This is a genomic window from Streptomyces sp. NPDC047525 (genome assembly GCF_040643025.1).
In the GTDB taxonomy this organism is placed as follows: Bacteria; Actinomycetota; Actinomycetes; order Streptomycetales; family Streptomycetaceae; genus Streptomyces; species Streptomyces durmitorensis.
The window spans coordinates 155,964-172,003 of the sequence record NZ_JBEYTL010000009.1 but is presented as its reverse complement, the minus strand read 5'-3'; the positions used below and the strand labels follow the sequence as shown (position 1 = coordinate 172,003).

Here is a 16,040-nt window from a genome sequence, read left to right as displayed (position 1 = left end):
TGCCGCTGTGAGCCTCCTAGGGCCCCGGGCCGTATATGGGGAGTCGGGCGACGCCGGTTCAGGACGGCACATGCGGACTCAGGTACCGGCAAACCCCCATCACTGTCGGCGCTACCGGTAGACTGGAAGCTAATCCCGCCCCACTTGTGGGACGCATAGAACAACGCTGACTATCGCTGAACGACGCAGCCGCTCCGGCCACCGCCGGGTGCTTGGCTTGTGCTGTGCCAGAAAGGGCGCTTCGTGGCCGATTCCGGCAACCCCAACGAGAACATCCCGTCTACCGTCGCTGGCGAGAACGGCGAGGTCACAGCCTTGTACGACGCCAGCGCGATCACCGTCCTCGAGGGTCTGGACGCGGTCCGCAAGCGGCCTGGCATGTACATCGGGTCGACCGGTGAGCGTGGCCTGCACCACCTCGTGCAAGAGGTCGTCGACAACTCCGTCGACGAGGCCCTCGCCGGGCACGCGGACACCATCGACGTCACGATCCTCCCCGACGGCGGCGTACGCGTCATCGACAACGGCCGAGGCATCCCGGTGGGCATCCACCCCGTCGAGAAGAAGCCGGCCGTCGAGGTCGTGCTCACCGTGCTGCACGCGGGCGGCAAGTTCGGCGGCGGCGGATACGCGGTCTCCGGTGGTCTGCACGGCGTCGGTGTCTCCGTCGTGAACGCACTGTCGACGAAGCTCGCCGTCGACATCAAGACCGACGGCTACCGCTGGACCCAGGACTACAAGCTGGGTGTGCCGACGGCCCCGCTCGCCAAGCACGAGGCGACCAAGGACACGGGCACCACGGTCACCTTCTGGGCCGACCCGGACGTCTTCGAGACGACCGAGTACTCCTTCGAGACGCTGGCACGGCGCTTCCAGGAGATGGCGTTCCTCAACAAGGGTTTGACCATCAAACTCACTGATGAGCGCGACTCGGCGAAGGCGACGGCGGGTGCGGACTCGGCCGAGGCCACCGACGACGAGGCCGCCGAGGCCCGCACGGTGACGTACTACTACGAAGGCGGCATCGTCGACTTCGTGAAGTACCTCAACTCCCGCAAGGGAGAGATGATCCACCCGACCGTCATCGACGTCGAGGCCGAGGACAAGGAGCGCATGCTCTCGGCCGAGATCGCCATGCAGTGGAACTCGCAGTACACCGAAGGTGTCTACTCCTTCGCGAACACGATCCACACGCATGAGGGCGGTACGCACGAGGAGGGCTTCAGGGCCGCGCTGACGGGCCTGGTCAACCGGTACGCGCGCGAGAAGAAGCTGCTGCGCGAGAAGGACGACAACCTCACGGGTGAGGACATCCGCGAGGGCCTGACAGCCATCATCTCGGTGAAGCTGGGCGAGCCGCAGTTCGAGGGCCAGACCAAGACCAAGCTGGGCAACACGGAGGCGAAGACCTTCGTACAGAAGGTCGTGCACGAGCACCTCACGGACTGGTTCGACCGCAATCCGAACGAGGCCGCGGACATCATCCGCAAGGGCATCCAGGCCGCCACGGCCCGTGTCGCCGCCCGCAAGGCGCGCGACCTGACCCGTCGCAAGGGCCTGCTTGAATCGGCTTCCCTGCCCGGCAAGCTGAGCGACTGCCAGTCGAACGACCCGACGAAGTGCGAGATCTTCATCGTCGAGGGTGACTCCGCCGGTGGTTCGGCGAAGTCCGGCCGCAACCCGATGTACCAGGCGATCCTGCCCATCCGAGGCAAGATCCTGAACGTCGAGAAGGCGCGGATCGACAAGATCCTGCAGAACCAGGAAGTCCAGGCCCTGATCTCGGCCTTCGGCACGGGCGTGCACGAGGACTTCGACATCGAGAAGCTCCGCTATCACAAGATCATCTTGATGGCGGACGCCGACGTCGACGGCCAGCACATCAACACCCTGCTCCTGACCTTCCTGTTCCGCTTCATGCGGCCGCTCGTCGAGTCCGGGCACGTGTACCTCTCGCGCCCGCCGCTCTACAAGATCAAGTGGAGCCGGGACGACTTCCAGTACGCGTACTCCGACCGCGAGCGCGACGCGCTGGTCGAGCTCGGCCGCCAGGCGGGCAAGCGCATCAGGGACGACTCGGTCCAGCGCTTCAAGGGTCTCGGTGAGATGAACGCCGAGGAACTGCGCATCACGACGATGGACCAGGACCACCGCGTTCTCGGCCAGGTCACCCTGGACGACGCGGCGCAGGCCGACGACCTCTTCTCGGTGCTGATGGGAGAGGACGTCGAGGCACGGCGCTCGTTCATTCAGCGCAATGCCAAGGACGTTCGTTTCCTCGACATCTGAGTCGGCCGTACGAGCCGCACCTCGAAAGGACTTTGACCAGCAATGGCCGACGAGAACACCCCTGTGATGCCCGAAGAGGAGCCCGCCGTTCCCGGCGTGGGCCTGCGTGTCGAGCCCGTCGGGCTCGAGACGGAGATGCAGCGCTCGTACCTCGACTACGCGATGTCCGTCATCGTGTCGCGTGCGCTGCCCGACGTGCGGGACGGTCTCAAGCCCGTACACCGCCGCGTCCTCTACGCGATGTACGACGGCGGATACCGCCCCGAGAAGGGCTTCTACAAGTGCGCCCGCGTCGTCGGCGACGTCATGGGCACCTACCACCCGCACGGCGACTCCTCCATCTACGACGCCCTGGTCCGCCTGGCCCAGCCGTGGTCGATGCGGATGCCCCTGGTGGACTCCAACGGCAACTTCGGCTCTCCGGGCAACGACCCGGCGGCCGCCATGCGGTACACCGAGTGCAAGATGGCGCCGCTGGCCATGGAGATGGTCCGTGACATCGACGAGGAGACCGTCGACTTCACGGACAACTACGACGGCCGCAACCAGGAGCCGACGGTCCTGCCGGCGCGCTTCCCGAACCTGCTGATCAACGGCTCGGCGGGCATCGCGGTCGGCATGGCCACCAACATCCCGCCGCACAACCTCCGCGAGGTCGCGGCGGGCGCGCAGTGGGCGCTCGAGCACCCGGAGGCCTCGCACGAGGAGCTGCTCGACGCGCTGATCGAGCGCATCAAGGGCCCCGATTTCCCCACCGGCGCACTAGTAGTGGGCCGCAAGGGCATCGAGGAGGCCTACCGCACGGGCCGTGGCTCCATCACGATGCGCGCGGTCGTCGCGGTCGAGGAGATCCAGAACCGCCAGTGCCTGGTGGTCACCGAGCTCCCCTACCAGACCAACCCCGACAACCTCGCGCAGAAGATCGCCGACCTGGTCAAGGACGGCAAGGTCGGCGGCATCGCCGATGTCCGCGACGAGACCTCGTCGCGCACGGGCCAGCGCCTCGTCGTCGTCCTGAAGCGCGACGCGGTCGCCAAGGTCGTCCTGAACAACCTCTACAAGCACACCGACCTCCAGTCGAACTTCAGCGCCAACATGCTGGCCCTGGTCGACGGTGTGCCGCGCACCCTCTCCCTGGACGCGTTCATCCGCCACTGGGTGACGCACCAGGTCGAGGTCATCGTCCGGCGTACGAAGTACAGGCTGCGCAAGGCCGAGGAGCGGGCCCACATCCTGCGCGGCCTGCTGAAGGCCCTGGACGCGATCGACGAGGTCATCGCGCTCATCCGCGCCAGCCAGACGGTCGACGTCGCGCGTGAGGGCCTGATGGGCCTGCTCTCGATCGACGAGATCCAGGCCAACGCCATCCTCGAGATGCAGCTGCGCCGCCTGGCCGCCCTGGAGCGCCAGAAGATCGTCGCCGAGCACGACGAACTGCAGGCGAAGATCAACGAGTACAACGCGATCCTGGCCTCGCCCGAGCGGCAGCGTCAGATCATCAGCGAGGAGCTCGCGGCGATCGTCGACAAGTTCGGCGAGGACCGTCGCTCGGCGCTCGTGCCCTTCGACGGCGACATGTCCATGGAGGACCTGATCGCCGAGGACGACATCGTCGTCACGATCACGCGCGGCGGTTACGTCAAGCGTACGAAGACGGTTGATTACCGCTCGCAGAAGCGCGGCGGCAAGGGCGTCCGCGGCACGAAGCTCAAGGAAGACGACATCGTCGACCACTTCTTCGTGTCGACGACCCACCACTGGCTGCTGTTCTTCACCAACAAGGGCCGGGTCTACCGCGCGAAGGCGTACGAACTCCCCGACGCCGGACGCGACGCCCGCGGTCAGCACGTCGCGAACCTGCTCGCCTTCCAGCCGGACGAGAAGATCGCCGAGATCCTCGCGATCCGTGACTACGAAGCGGTGCCCTACCTGGTGCTCGCCACCAAGGGCGGCCTGGTCAAGAAGACCCCGCTCAAGGACTACGACTCGCCTCGCGCCGGTGGCGTCATCGCCATCAACCTCCGCGAGACGGACGACGGTTCGGACGACGAGCTGATCGGCGCCGAGCTCGTGTCGTCCGAGGACGATCTGCTGCTGATCAGCAAGAAGGCGCAGTCGATCAGGTTCACCGCAACGGACGATGCGCTGCGTCCCATGGGCCGCGCGACATCGGGTGTGAAGGGAATGAGTTTCCGCGGTGGCGACGAACTGCTCTCGATGAATGTCGTCAGGCCGGGTACTTTCGTCTTCACCGCAACCGACGGTGGGTACGCGAAGCGGACCAACGTCGACGAGTACCGCGTCCAGGGTCGTGGTGGCCTCGGCATCAAGGCCGCCAAGATCGTGGAGGACCGCGGCGAACTCGTGGGCGCGCTGGTGACGGAGGAGACCGACGAGATCCTCGCCATCACCCTGGGTGGCGGTGTGATTCGTACGCGAGTCAACGAGGTCAGGGAGACGGGCCGTGACACCATGGGCGTCCAACTGATCAACCTGGGCAAGCGCGATGCCGTGGTCGGTATCGCTCGTAACGCCGAGGCCGGGCGCGAGGCGGAGGAAGTCGACGGCGACATCGTCGTCGACGAAACCGCTGACGGCGAGCCGGCCGTCGGTACGGACGAGGGCACGGAGTCCACGGCCGAGTAGCGCGAGGAGAGAGTCATCGTGAGTGGAGCCACGGGCGCCGGAGCAAGTGGAACCGGCCCAGCCGGTACAGACGGTGTCCGTGGCTCCGCCACTGATTCTCCCGACTCGCATGAGTCTCGTGGATCCCAGGGGGGAACCGTGACCGACACCCGAGGGCCGCAGCCGGCTCAGTCAGCGCAGTACGACGGGTCCTACGCGGCCGGTGCTCAAGGGACCCAGGGGTCCCAAGGGGCCCAGGGCGCCTCAGGTGCGCTGCCCGGGGAGCGTCAGCCTCAGCAGGGCCAGCAGGGGGGTCAGATGTACCACCCGCCGCAGGCTTACCAGCAGGACTCCCAGACGGGTTCCGTGCGCAGGCCGCGGACCGGGGCGCGCACGACGCCTCGTACGCGCAAGGCGCGGCTGAGGGTGGCCAAGGCCGATCCGTGGTCGGTGATGAAGGTCAGCTTCCTGCTCTCCATCGCGCTCGGCATCTGCACGATCATCGCGGCCGCCGTGCTGTGGATGGTCATGGACGCCATGGGCGTCTTCTCGACGGTGGGCGGCACGATCTCGGAGGCGACGGGCTCGAACGAGTCCAACGGCTTCGACCTGCAGTCCTTCCTGTCGCTGCCGCGTGTCCTGATGTTCACGACCATCATCGCGGTCATCGACGTGGTCCTCGCCACGGCGCTCGCGACGCTCGGCGCGTTCATCTACAACCTCTCCGCTGGCTTCGTGGGCGGCGTCGAGCTGACGCTGGCCGAGGACGAATAGTCCTGCCGCTGCGCCGGTCCGGCACCCGCGGAGGTATCGATTTTGGGACTGGCCCGCACGTGCGCTAATCTTCAGAGGTCAGCGCGCGGGACACACCGCAGCGCGGCGGGGCTATAGCTCAGTTGGTTAGAGCGCATCCCTGATAAGGATGAGGCCACAGGTTCAAATCCTGTTAGCCCCACCAGACAAAAGACCCCCAGCCAGTCGTGGCTGGGGGTCTTTGGCATCCATGGGTGACATCAGTCGATGAGCGGACTCGCGGGTACGACCAGGACGGCACTCGTCGCTCCCGTGCGGGAGGCGGAGGCGGTGGTGGGGCCCTTTCGGGATGCCCTGGATCACACGGCGTCCTGGCCCGTTCCGGCACACCTCACGGTCCTCTATCCGTTCCTCACGCCTGAGCGCATCACCAAGACGGTGATCGACGACGTGCGGGCGTGCTTGGCGGCGGTGCCTGCCTTCGCCTGCACGTTCTCTCGGGTCGCATGGTTCGGACAGGACGTCATGTGGCTTGCGCCGGATCCCGATGCCCCGTTCCGTGCGCTCACCGCAGCCGCGGTGCGCCGGTTTCCCGAGTGCCCGCCCTACCGGGGCGCGCATCCAGACCCGACGCCGCACTTGACCGTCGGGAGCACGCACCTGGCGGATCTGACCGGCATGCGGCAGGCAGCCGGGGAGTTGGAGGCGATGTTGCCGATCACGGCTCGAATCGACTGCGTCCGGTTGATCGCCGGGAATGACGCACCAGGGTCGTGGCGCACGGTGGGTGAGTTCACTTTGCCGACCGTGTAGCCGCGCTCCTGACGCAGAAGACCCCCGAGCCCGTATCGGCTGGGGGTCTTCGTTGTGTCTGTGGTCGCCCCTGGGGCAACGGCCGGGCCGGCCGGGGGCGTGATTACGGTTCTGCGGCGAGCCCGCCCGGATGGGCCTCGGCCTCAACGGCCGTCTCCGTGTCGTCCGTGGGGAGATGGCGGCAGCTGGGGGATGATCCGTGTGCCTCGGCGCGGATGCGCTGCTTCATCGTGGGCGGCAAGGACCGTTCGTACGCTGCTGCCCAGTAGGCCGCGAGTGGTGCCGTCATGGTCGGCGCGCTCTTGCACGTTTCCGTGGCCTGCTGTACCGGCGTGGCCGCCGTTGCCGTCGTCGTGAATCCCAGTGTGGCGAAGAGTGCGAGGAAGGCGGTGATGAGCGTGGTCCACAGCTTCATGGCCTTGGTGCCGGTCATGGCGTCTCACTTTCGGGTTGGGCGATTTGCGTACTTTCCTCATGATGTGTATGCGGAGCCGAGAGTGGGGGACCGACGCTCATGGCGCGTCGATGTTCAGATGAACACCACCCGGATGGCCGTAAAGGGCCCTTGAGGGGCCTGGGAGGGGTCCGGGCGAGGTTGAGAGCGGCGAACGTCACGTCGGGCCGTGAGGCGCCAAGGAGCGGCGGAACCCGATTCGACTGCTGTGTTCGGGGCGGGAGTTGGGGTGGATCCAGGTCACCGATCGGTATCGGTCGGTGTGTATAGTCGGGCTTCAGAGGTCCCTTACGTCAAGAAAGACGAGGTCGCGCGGTGAAGAAGCTTCTCCTGGTCGCACTGGCCGCCATCGGCGGACTCCTCGTGTACCGCCAGATCCAGGCGGATCGCGCCGAGCAGGATCTGTGGACGGAGGCGACTGACTCCGTGCCCACGGGTTCGTGAGTACCGACAACAGTCTCTTTACAAGGCCCCGGTCGCTTCTGCGGCCGGGGCCTTGTGCTGTCCGGATCTCTCCGGCCGCCCACCTTTGCTCACGCAAGCCATCGCCTTGCGTGAGCAAAGGTTGTCGCGCCTCCGTGCGGGCATGTCTGGCCGGGACGGCTGGGCACTCGGGGAGGGGTGGCACGTGATGGGGCGGCTGCGCAGAGGCGGGGTGACACGCAGAGGGCGGGTGACGCTGGCGGCGGGAGCGGCGCTGTGCGTGGTGACGACGCTGCCGGGACAGGCCGCGGCGGGCACGCCGAGCCCGTACGTCTTCGCCGGCCGGGCCGTGCCGGTCGAGGGCGCGAAGAACAGCATGGGCAGTGCGAAACTCACGCCCGGGTCGACGTACAAGAGCTCTCTCGCACGCGGGGGAAAGCTCTACTACCAGGTGCAGCTCGACGCCAGAGAGACCGTGTACGTCTCGGCCACCGCCGTTCCCGGACTCGACGCCAAGGTCGTCTACGGGGACGGCGTCGAGGTGTCCTTGCAGGACGCGAACGGCAACAACTGCAACTCCGGCGACGCGCGATTCGGTACGGCGCAGAGCCCGCGGCCCATCACCGCCTGGGCGGTACGGGAGGTCGGCCCCGCCGATAACCGGTGCAAGGTGGCCGGCACGTACTACGTAGTCGTCGAGCGGAACAGCGATCCCGGCTCCAGCACGGAGACCTGGGACACGGAGTTGCGCGTCGTCTCGGAGCCCGCAGTGGCGAAGAGCGTCCCCACGACGCCGCCCGAGTCGTGGAACTCCGCCTCGCCCACTCCTCCCACCGATGCGCGCAAGGAACGCAGGGGCGGCACGGGCTTCAACGACGCACGGGCGCTGCGGCCAGGCGTCTGGGGCGACCGGATCGAGCCCGGCCAGACACTCTTCTACCGCGTGCCGGTCGACTGGGGGCAGCAGATCTCCGCCAGTGCCGAGCTGGGCAGCGCGAGCGGGGGCAGGGACGAGTACGTCACGTCGGCGCTCGTCATGTCGCTGTCCAACCCGGTACGCGCACGCATCGACGACGCCGAGACGGCATACGACGGCCAGCAGAAGTCGACCACGCTGGAGCCACTGGCCCCCGTTGCGTACGAGAACCGCTACTCCCCGGTCGACGGAGTGGCCGGGACGCGGTTCGCCGGGTGGTACTACCTCTCGGTCCACCTCAATCCGAAGGTCGCCCGGCAGTTCGGCAAGGAGCCGCTGGGTCTGACGCTGCGGGTGAACGTCGACGGAGCCGCGAAGGCGGGGCCCGCGTACGTCGGGACGGCGCGCCCCGCGGACGAGTTCAGCGTCACCGGTCAGGACAAGGACGCCGCGGTGCGCGGCGATACGGCTGCCGGGGGTGAGAGCGGGGGCGGTGGCGGTGAGGGGAGCGGCAACGCGGACGGCATGCGGCTGATCGCCGCCGGGGGGTTCGGCGCGGGGACCTTGCTGCTGATGGTCCTGGGGGTGTGGACGCTGATCGGGCGGAGGCGTGCGGCGGCTTCGGGATCGGGGTCGGGTTCAGCTTCAGGTTCGGGGTCGGGTTCGCCGTACGGGCCGCCACCGGTTTGGTAGCGGCTCAGGTCTGGGTCTCAGGTCTGGGTCAGGGCCCAGATGCCCACCGCGAAGCACGCCAGCGCGGCCAGCAGCATCGGGATCGCCACCTTCGGGGGCGGTCCCGGTCGTTTCTGCCGGTGGCGCGGCGGAACTGGTCGGCTTTGGAGTGGAACCTGCGGGGCGTGAGCGGTGTATGGATAAGTAGGGGCGGCTACGTGATGCGCCGACGGAGTCACGGACTGTGATGGTTCGTGGGGTGTGAGGTGCATGGGGGCCTGGGCTTGGGCTTGGGCCGGGCCTTGCACGGGGACCGGGAGCGGGACCGGTACAGCTCCCGGTACAGCTCCCGGTACGGGCACCTGAGCCGACGCCGCCTGGAACGGCACTTGGTGGGGGGAGGGGACATGCGGGGACTGAGCGGGTGGCGGGGGTGGAGTGGCCTGCTGCGGGGGCGCCGGCTGCGGCGTGGCCTGTGGTGGCTGGGCCAGGGGGAAGCTCCCCGTCTGCGGCGCGGAGAGGGGCGGGGGTGGAACGGACGGCGGCGGAACCGGAACAGAGGGGGGAGCGAAGTCCGGCGGTGGTGGGGTCGTGAGGGGCCCGTCCGGGCCGAACCCTCGCGGGAGCGGGCCCAGTTGGTCGAAGATCTCGACGATCTCGTCGTCGGGCCCCGGCTCGGGCAGCAGCTCCGCGGCCGAGTTCAGCGCCTTGCGCGCGCCCGTGGCGGTGCGGAACCGCGCGAGTGGGTCCGGCTGGAGAAGCGTGGCGACGACCTGCCACAGCGGATCCGGCACGCCCTTCGGCGCCCCAGGAGTGCCGTGCGCGGCGAAGTGCTCGATCAGGGCCTTGGCGTCCGGCTTGGCGCCCTGCAGCAGATAGAGGGTCACCAGGCCGACGGCGAAGAGGTCGGCGGTGAAGTCCGGCTCGGCGCCCATCATTTGCTCTGGCGCGAAGTAACCGGGCGTCCCCACCACATAGTTGGTCTCGGTCAGCCGCGGCTCGCCCATCCGCATCGAGATGCCGAAGTCGGAGAGCCGCAGATGCGGACGCGCGGTGCCGGTGGCCTCCAGCAAGATGTTGGCGGGCTTGATGTCACGGTGCACGACCCCCTCGGCATGCACCGCCGCGAGACCGGAGAGCAGCTGGTCCAGGAGCGTGCAGACCAGGCGGGGCGGCAGCGCGCCGTAGTCACCGATCACATGGGCCAGCGAGCCGCCGGCGACCAAGGCCATGGTGAAGAGGACCTTGTCGTCGTCGGCGGCCCAGCTGGCGGGCGCGAGCACATGGGGGTGGTCGATCCGGAGCGCCTGCTCCCGCACGAAGCGCAACAGCGCGTGCGCGTCGCTCTGTTGCAGGACCTTGGCGGCCACATAGCGGCGCCGCCGGTGGTCCCAGGCGCGCCAGACCGCTCCGACTCCCCCGCGTCCGACCGGGTCGACCAGTTCGTAGCGGCCGGCGAAGACCTCACCCATGGTCGCGCATTGCTCCCCCTCCGGGCCGCCCGGTGGCCCGGCCGACGGCTCAGTTCTGGTGCGCCTCGTAGTGGGCGACCGCGTCCGCGGTGCGTCCGGCGCCGTATACCCGGAGGAACTCTGCCAGTTCCGGGTGGGTCGGTGCGAGGGAGTCCGCGGCATCGATGATGTCGCCCGCCGCGGCGACGGAGCGCAGCAGTGACTGGATCTCGCGCACCACACGCTTCACTGTGGGCGCACCCGAACTCGTCGTCGACTGCGAGGTGTTGGTCAGGACGGAGCCGCCCTGGGACTTCTTGATCTCGTCCATGCGGTCGGTGGCCTCGGCGGCGCTCACGCTGCCGTCGGCGACCTGGCCCGCCAGCTCCTGGAGGAGCTGGACTCGCTGGACGACCGCGGGGTTGCCGATCTTGGCGCGCTGCCCGCTCATCAGCTGGGACAGCATGGGCGCGGACAGACCGAGGACGCCGGCGAGGCGTGCCTGGTTGAGGCCCAGATCATCGATGAGACGGCGGAAGAGCGCCCCCAGCGGCTCTCCGTACCAGTTCCGCTGGAGCTCTCGTGCTCTCGCGGTCGTCTCTTGCTGTGCGGCGTCCATTGCGTCTCCCCATCGCTTCCCCAAAAAACCGTGGTTCGCTGCCGCGAACCACGCCGAGCATCTTACGGAGCGTGGTCGTTCACCGGGACCCCCAATCCTTTTGCGAGATCTGGGGGGTGACCCGGTACTCTGGTCTGCGTTGCCCACCGGAGCGGGGTTCTTCCGGCTGGGTGCGCCGTTTTCGGGGCCTTAGCTCAGTTGGTAGAGCGCTGCCTTTGCAAGGCAGATGTCAGGAGTTCGAATCTCCTAGGCTCCACAGAGAAACGCCGTAGGGCGGGGTCACCTCAGCTGAGGTGACCCCGCCCTACGGCGTTGTCAGTGCTTCCGGGACAGGGTCCCGGACGGTGCTTCCGGGTCAGCGCAGGTCGTCCTGGTCCGCGGCTTCCGACTCGGCCTGCTTGGCCTGGACCTCGGGGTCGAGGGAGGCCTGACCGCTGCCGTCGACCGAGGTCAGCGGCGTGCTGTCGGGGACCTCCGTCGCGGCCGGCGGCTCGACGAGCCAGTCCGGGTTGGCCTGCTTGTCCCACCACTTCCAGGCAGCGACCGCACCACCGGCCAGGATGCCCAGGACGATGAGCCCCTTGGCCGCGCGTCCTGCGCGGGCCCGGCGGTTGTGCTTGCGGGTCAGGCGCTGGATCTCCTTGGGGGAGACCTCACCGCGCAGTGCGGCGAGCGCCGCGGCCCCGCGGGACGCCGCCTCGTCACGGACGGGCTGAGCCACGGCCACGGCGTGCTCGATCCGCGGCTTCGAATAGTCGGCGGCCTGCTGGGCGGCCTTGCGGGTCTGCTTGGCCGCCTTGCGGGTGCGGACGGCTGCTTCGTGCGCGGCCTGGTCGACCTTCGGCGGCACGTGCGTACGGGCCTGCTCGATGCGCGGGCCGACGTGAGCGCCGTACTGGACACGGGCTTGCTCGGCGGCTTGCGAGACCTTGGGCGCGAGCCGTACGCGGGTTTCGTGCGCGTAATGGACGGCCTGGTCCTTGGCCGTGCCGGCGTAGGGGGCCACCGCCTCCGCGGCATGCCGCACGCTGTCCCTCGCCGAACCGGTCGCGGCGCGCACGCTGTCGATGCGGGTCACGGGATCCTCCTCCTCGGTGGCTTATAGGTATGTCACCTTTCCACCCTTTCAAGGATCATGCCTTTTGGATGGCTCCGAGGCATGAGAGGGCGGGCATCCGGGTGTGATCAATTTGATCAAATCGGTACAAGGAGAGTTTCTTCGCCGACAATGCCACGGATCGTCGCGGCGCGCTCCCACTCGGTGGCTACTCGTCGCAATCCGGTCCGTGGGAGGATCGGGGCGTCACAGAAGACAACAGAAGACAACGGAAGGCAGACCGTGGCCGAGCAGCTTTACGCCACCCTCAAGACCAACCGCGGCGACATCGAGGTGCTGCTGCACCCCAACCACACGCCCAAGACGGTCAAGAACTTCGTCGAGCTCGCCCAGGGCGAGCGCGAGTGGGTCAACCCGACGACCGGCAAGAAGACGACGGGACGGCTCTACGACGGCACGGTCTTCCACCGCGTCATCAGCGGCTTCATGATCCAGGGCGGCGACCCGCTGGGCAACGGCACGGGCGGCCCCGGCTACGAGTTCGAGGACGAGTTCCACCCCGACCTCGCCTTCGACAAGCCCTACCTGCTCGCCATGGCCAACGCCGGGCCGGGCACCAACGGCTCCCAGTTCTTCGTGACGGTCTCCCCGACCGCCTGGCTCACGCGCAAGCACACGATCTTCGGCGAGGTCACGGACCCGGCGAGCCAGAAGGTCGTCGACGAGATCGCGGCCACGCAGACCAACCCGCGCACCGACCGTCCGGTGAACGACGTGATCATCGAGTCCGTCGTCATCGAGACCCGCACCGCCTGACACCGGCGCACCCCGCGAGGGAACCAAACCGCCCCGCCCATCCGTATGGAAGGGCGGGGCGGTGCGTTCGCCGCGCGCGCGTAGCTGCGCCTTCGTACGGACATTGAGGGGACCCCATGGACCAGGCACCAGGCAGCCCGCAGGGGCCTAAGGACGCACAGGAGCTGCCGGGCTGTTACCGGCATCCGGACCGCACGACCGGCATCAGCTGCACGCGCTGCGAGCGCCCCATCTGTCCGGAGTGCATGATCAGCGCCTCGGTCGGCTTCCAGTGCCCCGAGTGCGTGCGCGAGGGCTCGGGCACCGGCCACGCACCCACGGCGAACCAGCCGCGCACCCTCGCGGGCGGCTCGATCGCCGACGACCCGCGCCTGATCACCAAGATCCTGCTCGGCCTGAACGTCGCGGTGTTCATCGCCGTCCTCGCCATGGGCGACCGCCTGGTCAACGAACTGGTCCTGGTCGGAGCCTGGCCGCCCGAGCCCTTCGTGCCGACCGAGGGCGTCGCCGAGGGCCAGTGGTACCGCCTGGTGACGTCGATGTTCACGCACCAGGAGATCTGGCACATCGCGTTCAACATGCTCGGCCTGTGGTGGCTCGGCGCCCCCCTGGAAGCAGCGCTCGGCCGCGCCCGCTATCTCTCGCTCTACCTGCTGTCCGGCCTGGCGGGCGGCGCGCTGACGTACGTCGTCGCGGATCCGAGCCAGGCCTCGCTCGGGGCATCCGGAGCGATCTTCGGCCTCCTCGGCGCGACCGCGGTCCTGATGCGGCGCCTGAACTACGACATGCGCCCCGTCATCGCACTGCTCGCGCTGAACCTGCTCTTCACCTTCACCTGGAGCGGGATCGCCTGGGAGGCGCACGTCGGCGGTCTGGTCGCCGGCGTCGCGATCGCGTACGGGATGGTGCACGCGCCCCGCGAGCGGCGGACGCTCGTGCAGTGGGGGACCTGTGCGGTGGTGCTCGTCGTGGTCCTCGCGACGGTGGTCATCAGGACCGCGCAGCTCGTCTGAAGCTCACTGATGTCGTCCGATGGCCAAGGTTGTCCACAGCGTGTGCCCACGCTTGTGCATTCTGTGGGGAACAACAGTGCCCCTTGTCGCTGACCTGGGTTTCCCCAGGAGAGACAAGGGGCCTGCGAGGGCTTGCATGGCGATCAGCCAGTCATACCGGCGTCAACACCGAGTGGGTTATCCACAGATCGTCTTTCTTTTCCCCAGCCGAGGCCGGGATGTGGATAGCGCTGTGGATAACTCAGGGCAAGGCTTGCGCACAGCCCTGCGAGGGTCCCGCTACTTCCACTGAGTGGAGACGCCGAACCCCGCAGCGATGAAGCCGAAGCCGACCACGATGTTCCAGTTGCCCAGCGGGTCGATCGGCAGCTTGCCGTCGGTGACATAGAAGACGACGATCCAGGCGAGCCCGATGAGGAACATCGCGAGCATCACCGGAGCCACCCAGCTACGGCTGGTCAGCTTGATGTTCGTCGCCTTCTTGGCGGGCGGCGTGTAATCGTCGGCCTTCTTGCGGATCCGTGACTTCGGCACGAGGGTCTCTCCTGTCGATACGGGGAGCTGAGCCCTCCCCCGGGCGTCCGTTAGCGTAGTGCTTCCGCGGCGCTGAAGGAGATAAGGGTACGTTGAGCAATTCCGCCGACTCCCCCACAGGTCCCGCTCGTCGTTCTCGCTGGCGGCCGGTCCGGTTGCTCACGGCCGCCGTTTTCGCGCTCGCGGGCCTCATCTTCTTCACCAGCTTCAACACGGCCAAGGGCACGAACATCCGCACCGACGCCTCTCTCCTGAAGCTCTCCGACCTGATCGAGGAGCGCAGCCACAAGAACGGCAAGCTCGACGAGTCCAACGGCTCGCTGCGCGACGACGTCGAGTCCCTGGCCGAGCGCGACAACGGCGGCACGAAGGCCGACGACGCCCGGCTCAAGGCCCTGGAGAAGAACGCGGGCACCAAGAAGCTCAGCGGTGAGGCCGTCTCCGTCACCCTCGCCGACGCCCCGCCGAACGCCACCGCCAAGCTCCCCGGCTACCCCGAGCCCCAGCCGAACGACCTGGTCATCCACCAGCAGGACCTCCAGGCCGTGGTCAACGCGCTCTGGCAGGGCGGTGCCGAGGGCATCAAGGTCATGGACCAGCGGCTCATCTCCACCAGCGCCGTCCGCTGCGTGGGCAACACCCTGATCCTCCAGGGCCGCGTCTACTCGCCGCCGTACAAGGTGACGGCCGTCGGCGACCCGGAGAAGCTCAAGACGGCGCTCGCCGCGTCCCCGGAGATCCAGAACTACATGCTGTACGTCAACGCGTACGGCCTCGGCTGGAAAGTCGATGACGACGGGGCGATGACTCTTCCCGGCTACTCGGGCACAGTGGATCTCCACTACGCGAAGCCCGTGGAGTAAGCCGCTGGGGGAGCCTGTGTCGGTGCGAGTGCTCGTCAGGACGTTCAGCGAACTGTGCATCACGATGGGCACGTTGATTGTTCTCTTTGTGGTGTACGTCCTCTTCTGGACCGGCGTGAAGGCCGACAACGCCATGGACAGCCAGATCGACAAGCTCCAGGACCAGTGGTCGCAGGGCTCGGTGTCCACGGGTACGGACGACAAGCCCACCGAGACCGAGACGTCCCCCAAGAAGCCCGGCCCCTATGAGGACGGCAAGCCCTTCGCCGTCATGTACATCCCGCGGCTTGGTTTCACGTGGAACAAGCCGGTGCTCCAGGGCACCGGGACCGACATCCTCAAGAAGGGGCTCGGTCACTACGGGGACACCGCGCAGCTCGGCCAGAAGGGCAACTTCTCCGTGGCGGGGCATCGCCGCACGTACGGGGACCCGTTCAAGGACTTCCCGAAGCTGCGGCCGGACGACGCCGTGGTCCTGACCGACGGCACCACGTGGTTCACGTACCGCATCGACAACAAGCCCTACAAGACACTGCCCGGCGACATCGGGGTCATCGATGCGGTTCCGCGCAAGTCCGGATTCGAGGGGCCGGGACGTTACCTCACCCTTACAACGTGTGAGCCAGAGTGGGGCCACAGCCACCGGTTGATCGTCTGGGCGCACCTCGACGCGACCCAGCCCGTCGAGGCCGGGAAACCGGAGGCACTGCGCCGTTAGTCTGGTGCCGTACGGCTACGGAAG

Annotated in this window: 15 protein-coding genes and 2 tRNA genes; 12 read left to right on the top strand and 5 right to left on the bottom strand. The window is 67.8% G+C overall.

All coding sequences use genetic code 11. From position 1 onward, the window contains the following. The first annotated feature begins 219 nt into the window (after positions 1 to 219). The 5 genes from gyrB (at position 220) to ABZ833_RS26845 (ending at position 6,480) form a co-directional block, all read left to right on the top strand. Positions 220 to 2,289: a DNA topoisomerase (ATP-hydrolyzing) subunit B gene (gyrB, locus tag ABZ833_RS26865; protein ID WP_361051263.1), complete on the top strand. Its 2,070-nt coding sequence runs from the start codon at positions 220 to 222 to the stop codon at positions 2,287 to 2,289. Between the two features lie 42 nt (positions 2,290 to 2,331). After that, on the top strand, positions 2,332 to 4,935 hold the full coding sequence (gene gyrA / locus ABZ833_RS26860; protein WP_361051260.1) for a DNA gyrase subunit A: 2,604 nt from the start codon (positions 2,332 to 2,334) through the stop codon (positions 4,933 to 4,935). 18 nt (positions 4,936 to 4,953) lie between these two features. After that, a complete protein-coding gene (locus ABZ833_RS26855; protein ID WP_361051257.1) occupies positions 4,954 to 5,688 on the top strand; it encodes a DUF3566 domain-containing protein in 735 nt (244 codons plus the stop codon). Between the two features lie 107 nt (positions 5,689 to 5,795). Then, positions 5,796 to 5,872, top strand: a tRNA-Ile gene (locus ABZ833_RS26850). 107 nt (positions 5,873 to 5,979) lie between these two features. Next, a complete protein-coding gene (locus ABZ833_RS26845) occupies positions 5,980 to 6,480 on the top strand; it encodes a 2'-5' RNA ligase family protein (protein ID WP_361051254.1) in 501 nt (166 codons plus the stop codon). A gap of 103 nt (positions 6,481 to 6,583) precedes the next feature. Here ABZ833_RS26845 and ABZ833_RS26840 read toward each other — a convergent pair whose 3' ends face one another. Beyond that, the gene (locus ABZ833_RS26840; RefSeq protein ID WP_249588887.1) at positions 6,584 to 6,913 is read right to left on the bottom strand and encodes a DUF6344 domain-containing protein; all 330 of its coding nucleotides are present in this window, start codon (positions 6,911 to 6,913) and stop codon (positions 6,584 to 6,586) included. 336 nt (positions 6,914 to 7,249) lie between these two features. Between ABZ833_RS26840 and ABZ833_RS26835 the strand changes: the two genes are divergently transcribed. Both ABZ833_RS26835 and ABZ833_RS26830 read left to right on the top strand, forming a co-directional pair. After that, positions 7,250 to 7,378, top strand: a complete 129-nt coding sequence (locus ABZ833_RS26835; RefSeq protein WP_003999697.1) for a DLW-39 family protein — start codon at positions 7,250 to 7,252, stop codon at positions 7,376 to 7,378. Positions 7,379 to 7,520: 142 nt separating this feature from the next. Continuing rightward, positions 7,521 to 8,966, top strand: a complete 1,446-nt coding sequence (locus tag ABZ833_RS26830; RefSeq protein ID WP_361051249.1) for a hypothetical protein — start codon at positions 7,521 to 7,523, stop codon at positions 8,964 to 8,966. A gap of 17 nt (positions 8,967 to 8,983) precedes the next feature. Here ABZ833_RS26830 and ABZ833_RS26825 read toward each other — a convergent pair whose 3' ends face one another. After that, positions 8,984 to 10,417: a serine/threonine-protein kinase gene (locus tag ABZ833_RS26825; protein WP_361051246.1), complete on the bottom strand. Its 1,434-nt coding sequence runs from the start codon at positions 10,415 to 10,417 to the stop codon at positions 8,984 to 8,986. A gap of 49 nt (positions 10,418 to 10,466) precedes the next feature. Next, positions 10,467 to 11,015, bottom strand: coding sequence for a DNA-binding protein (locus ABZ833_RS26820; RefSeq protein ID WP_160506124.1), 549 nt, complete (start codon positions 11,013 to 11,015; stop codon positions 10,467 to 10,469). Positions 11,016 to 11,198: 183 nt separating this feature from the next. Between ABZ833_RS26820 and ABZ833_RS26815 the strand changes: the two genes are divergently transcribed. Then, positions 11,199 to 11,271 (top strand) — tRNA-Ala (locus tag ABZ833_RS26815). 99 nt (positions 11,272 to 11,370) lie between these two features. On the opposite strand, the gene ABZ833_RS26810 is transcribed toward ABZ833_RS26815, so the two are convergent. Next, positions 11,371 to 12,093, bottom strand: coding sequence for a DUF5324 family protein (locus tag ABZ833_RS26810; RefSeq protein ID WP_361051243.1), 723 nt, complete (start codon positions 12,091 to 12,093; stop codon positions 11,371 to 11,373). 261 nt (positions 12,094 to 12,354) lie between these two features. Between ABZ833_RS26810 and ABZ833_RS26805 the strand changes: the two genes are divergently transcribed. Beyond that, a complete protein-coding gene (locus ABZ833_RS26805) occupies positions 12,355 to 12,888 on the top strand; it encodes a peptidylprolyl isomerase (RefSeq protein ID WP_361051241.1) in 534 nt (177 codons plus the stop codon). 116 nt (positions 12,889 to 13,004) lie between these two features. Further along, positions 13,005 to 13,901 carry a rhomboid family intramembrane serine protease gene (locus ABZ833_RS26800; RefSeq protein WP_361051238.1) on the top strand — a complete coding sequence of 299 codons (897 nt, stop codon included), beginning with the start codon at positions 13,005 to 13,007 and terminating at the stop codon, positions 13,899 to 13,901. A 279-nt stretch (positions 13,902 to 14,180) separates the two neighbouring features. Here ABZ833_RS26800 and crgA read toward each other — a convergent pair whose 3' ends face one another. After that, entirely contained in the window at positions 14,181 to 14,435 is a 255-nt protein-coding gene (gene crgA / locus ABZ833_RS26795) for a cell division protein CrgA (RefSeq protein WP_160506128.1), read from the bottom strand. Between the two features lie 92 nt (positions 14,436 to 14,527). On the opposite strand from crgA, the gene ABZ833_RS26790 reads away from it, so the two are divergent. Continuing rightward, complete coding sequence (locus ABZ833_RS26790) at positions 14,528 to 15,298, top strand: DUF881 domain-containing protein (RefSeq protein WP_361051234.1); 771 nt, start codon at positions 14,528 to 14,530, stop codon at positions 15,296 to 15,298. 22 nt (positions 15,299 to 15,320) lie between these two features. After that, the gene (locus tag ABZ833_RS26785) at positions 15,321 to 16,016 is read left to right on the top strand and encodes a class E sortase (RefSeq protein ID WP_361051231.1); all 696 of its coding nucleotides are present in this window, start codon (positions 15,321 to 15,323) and stop codon (positions 16,014 to 16,016) included. Positions 16,017 to 16,040: the final 24 nt, after the last annotated feature.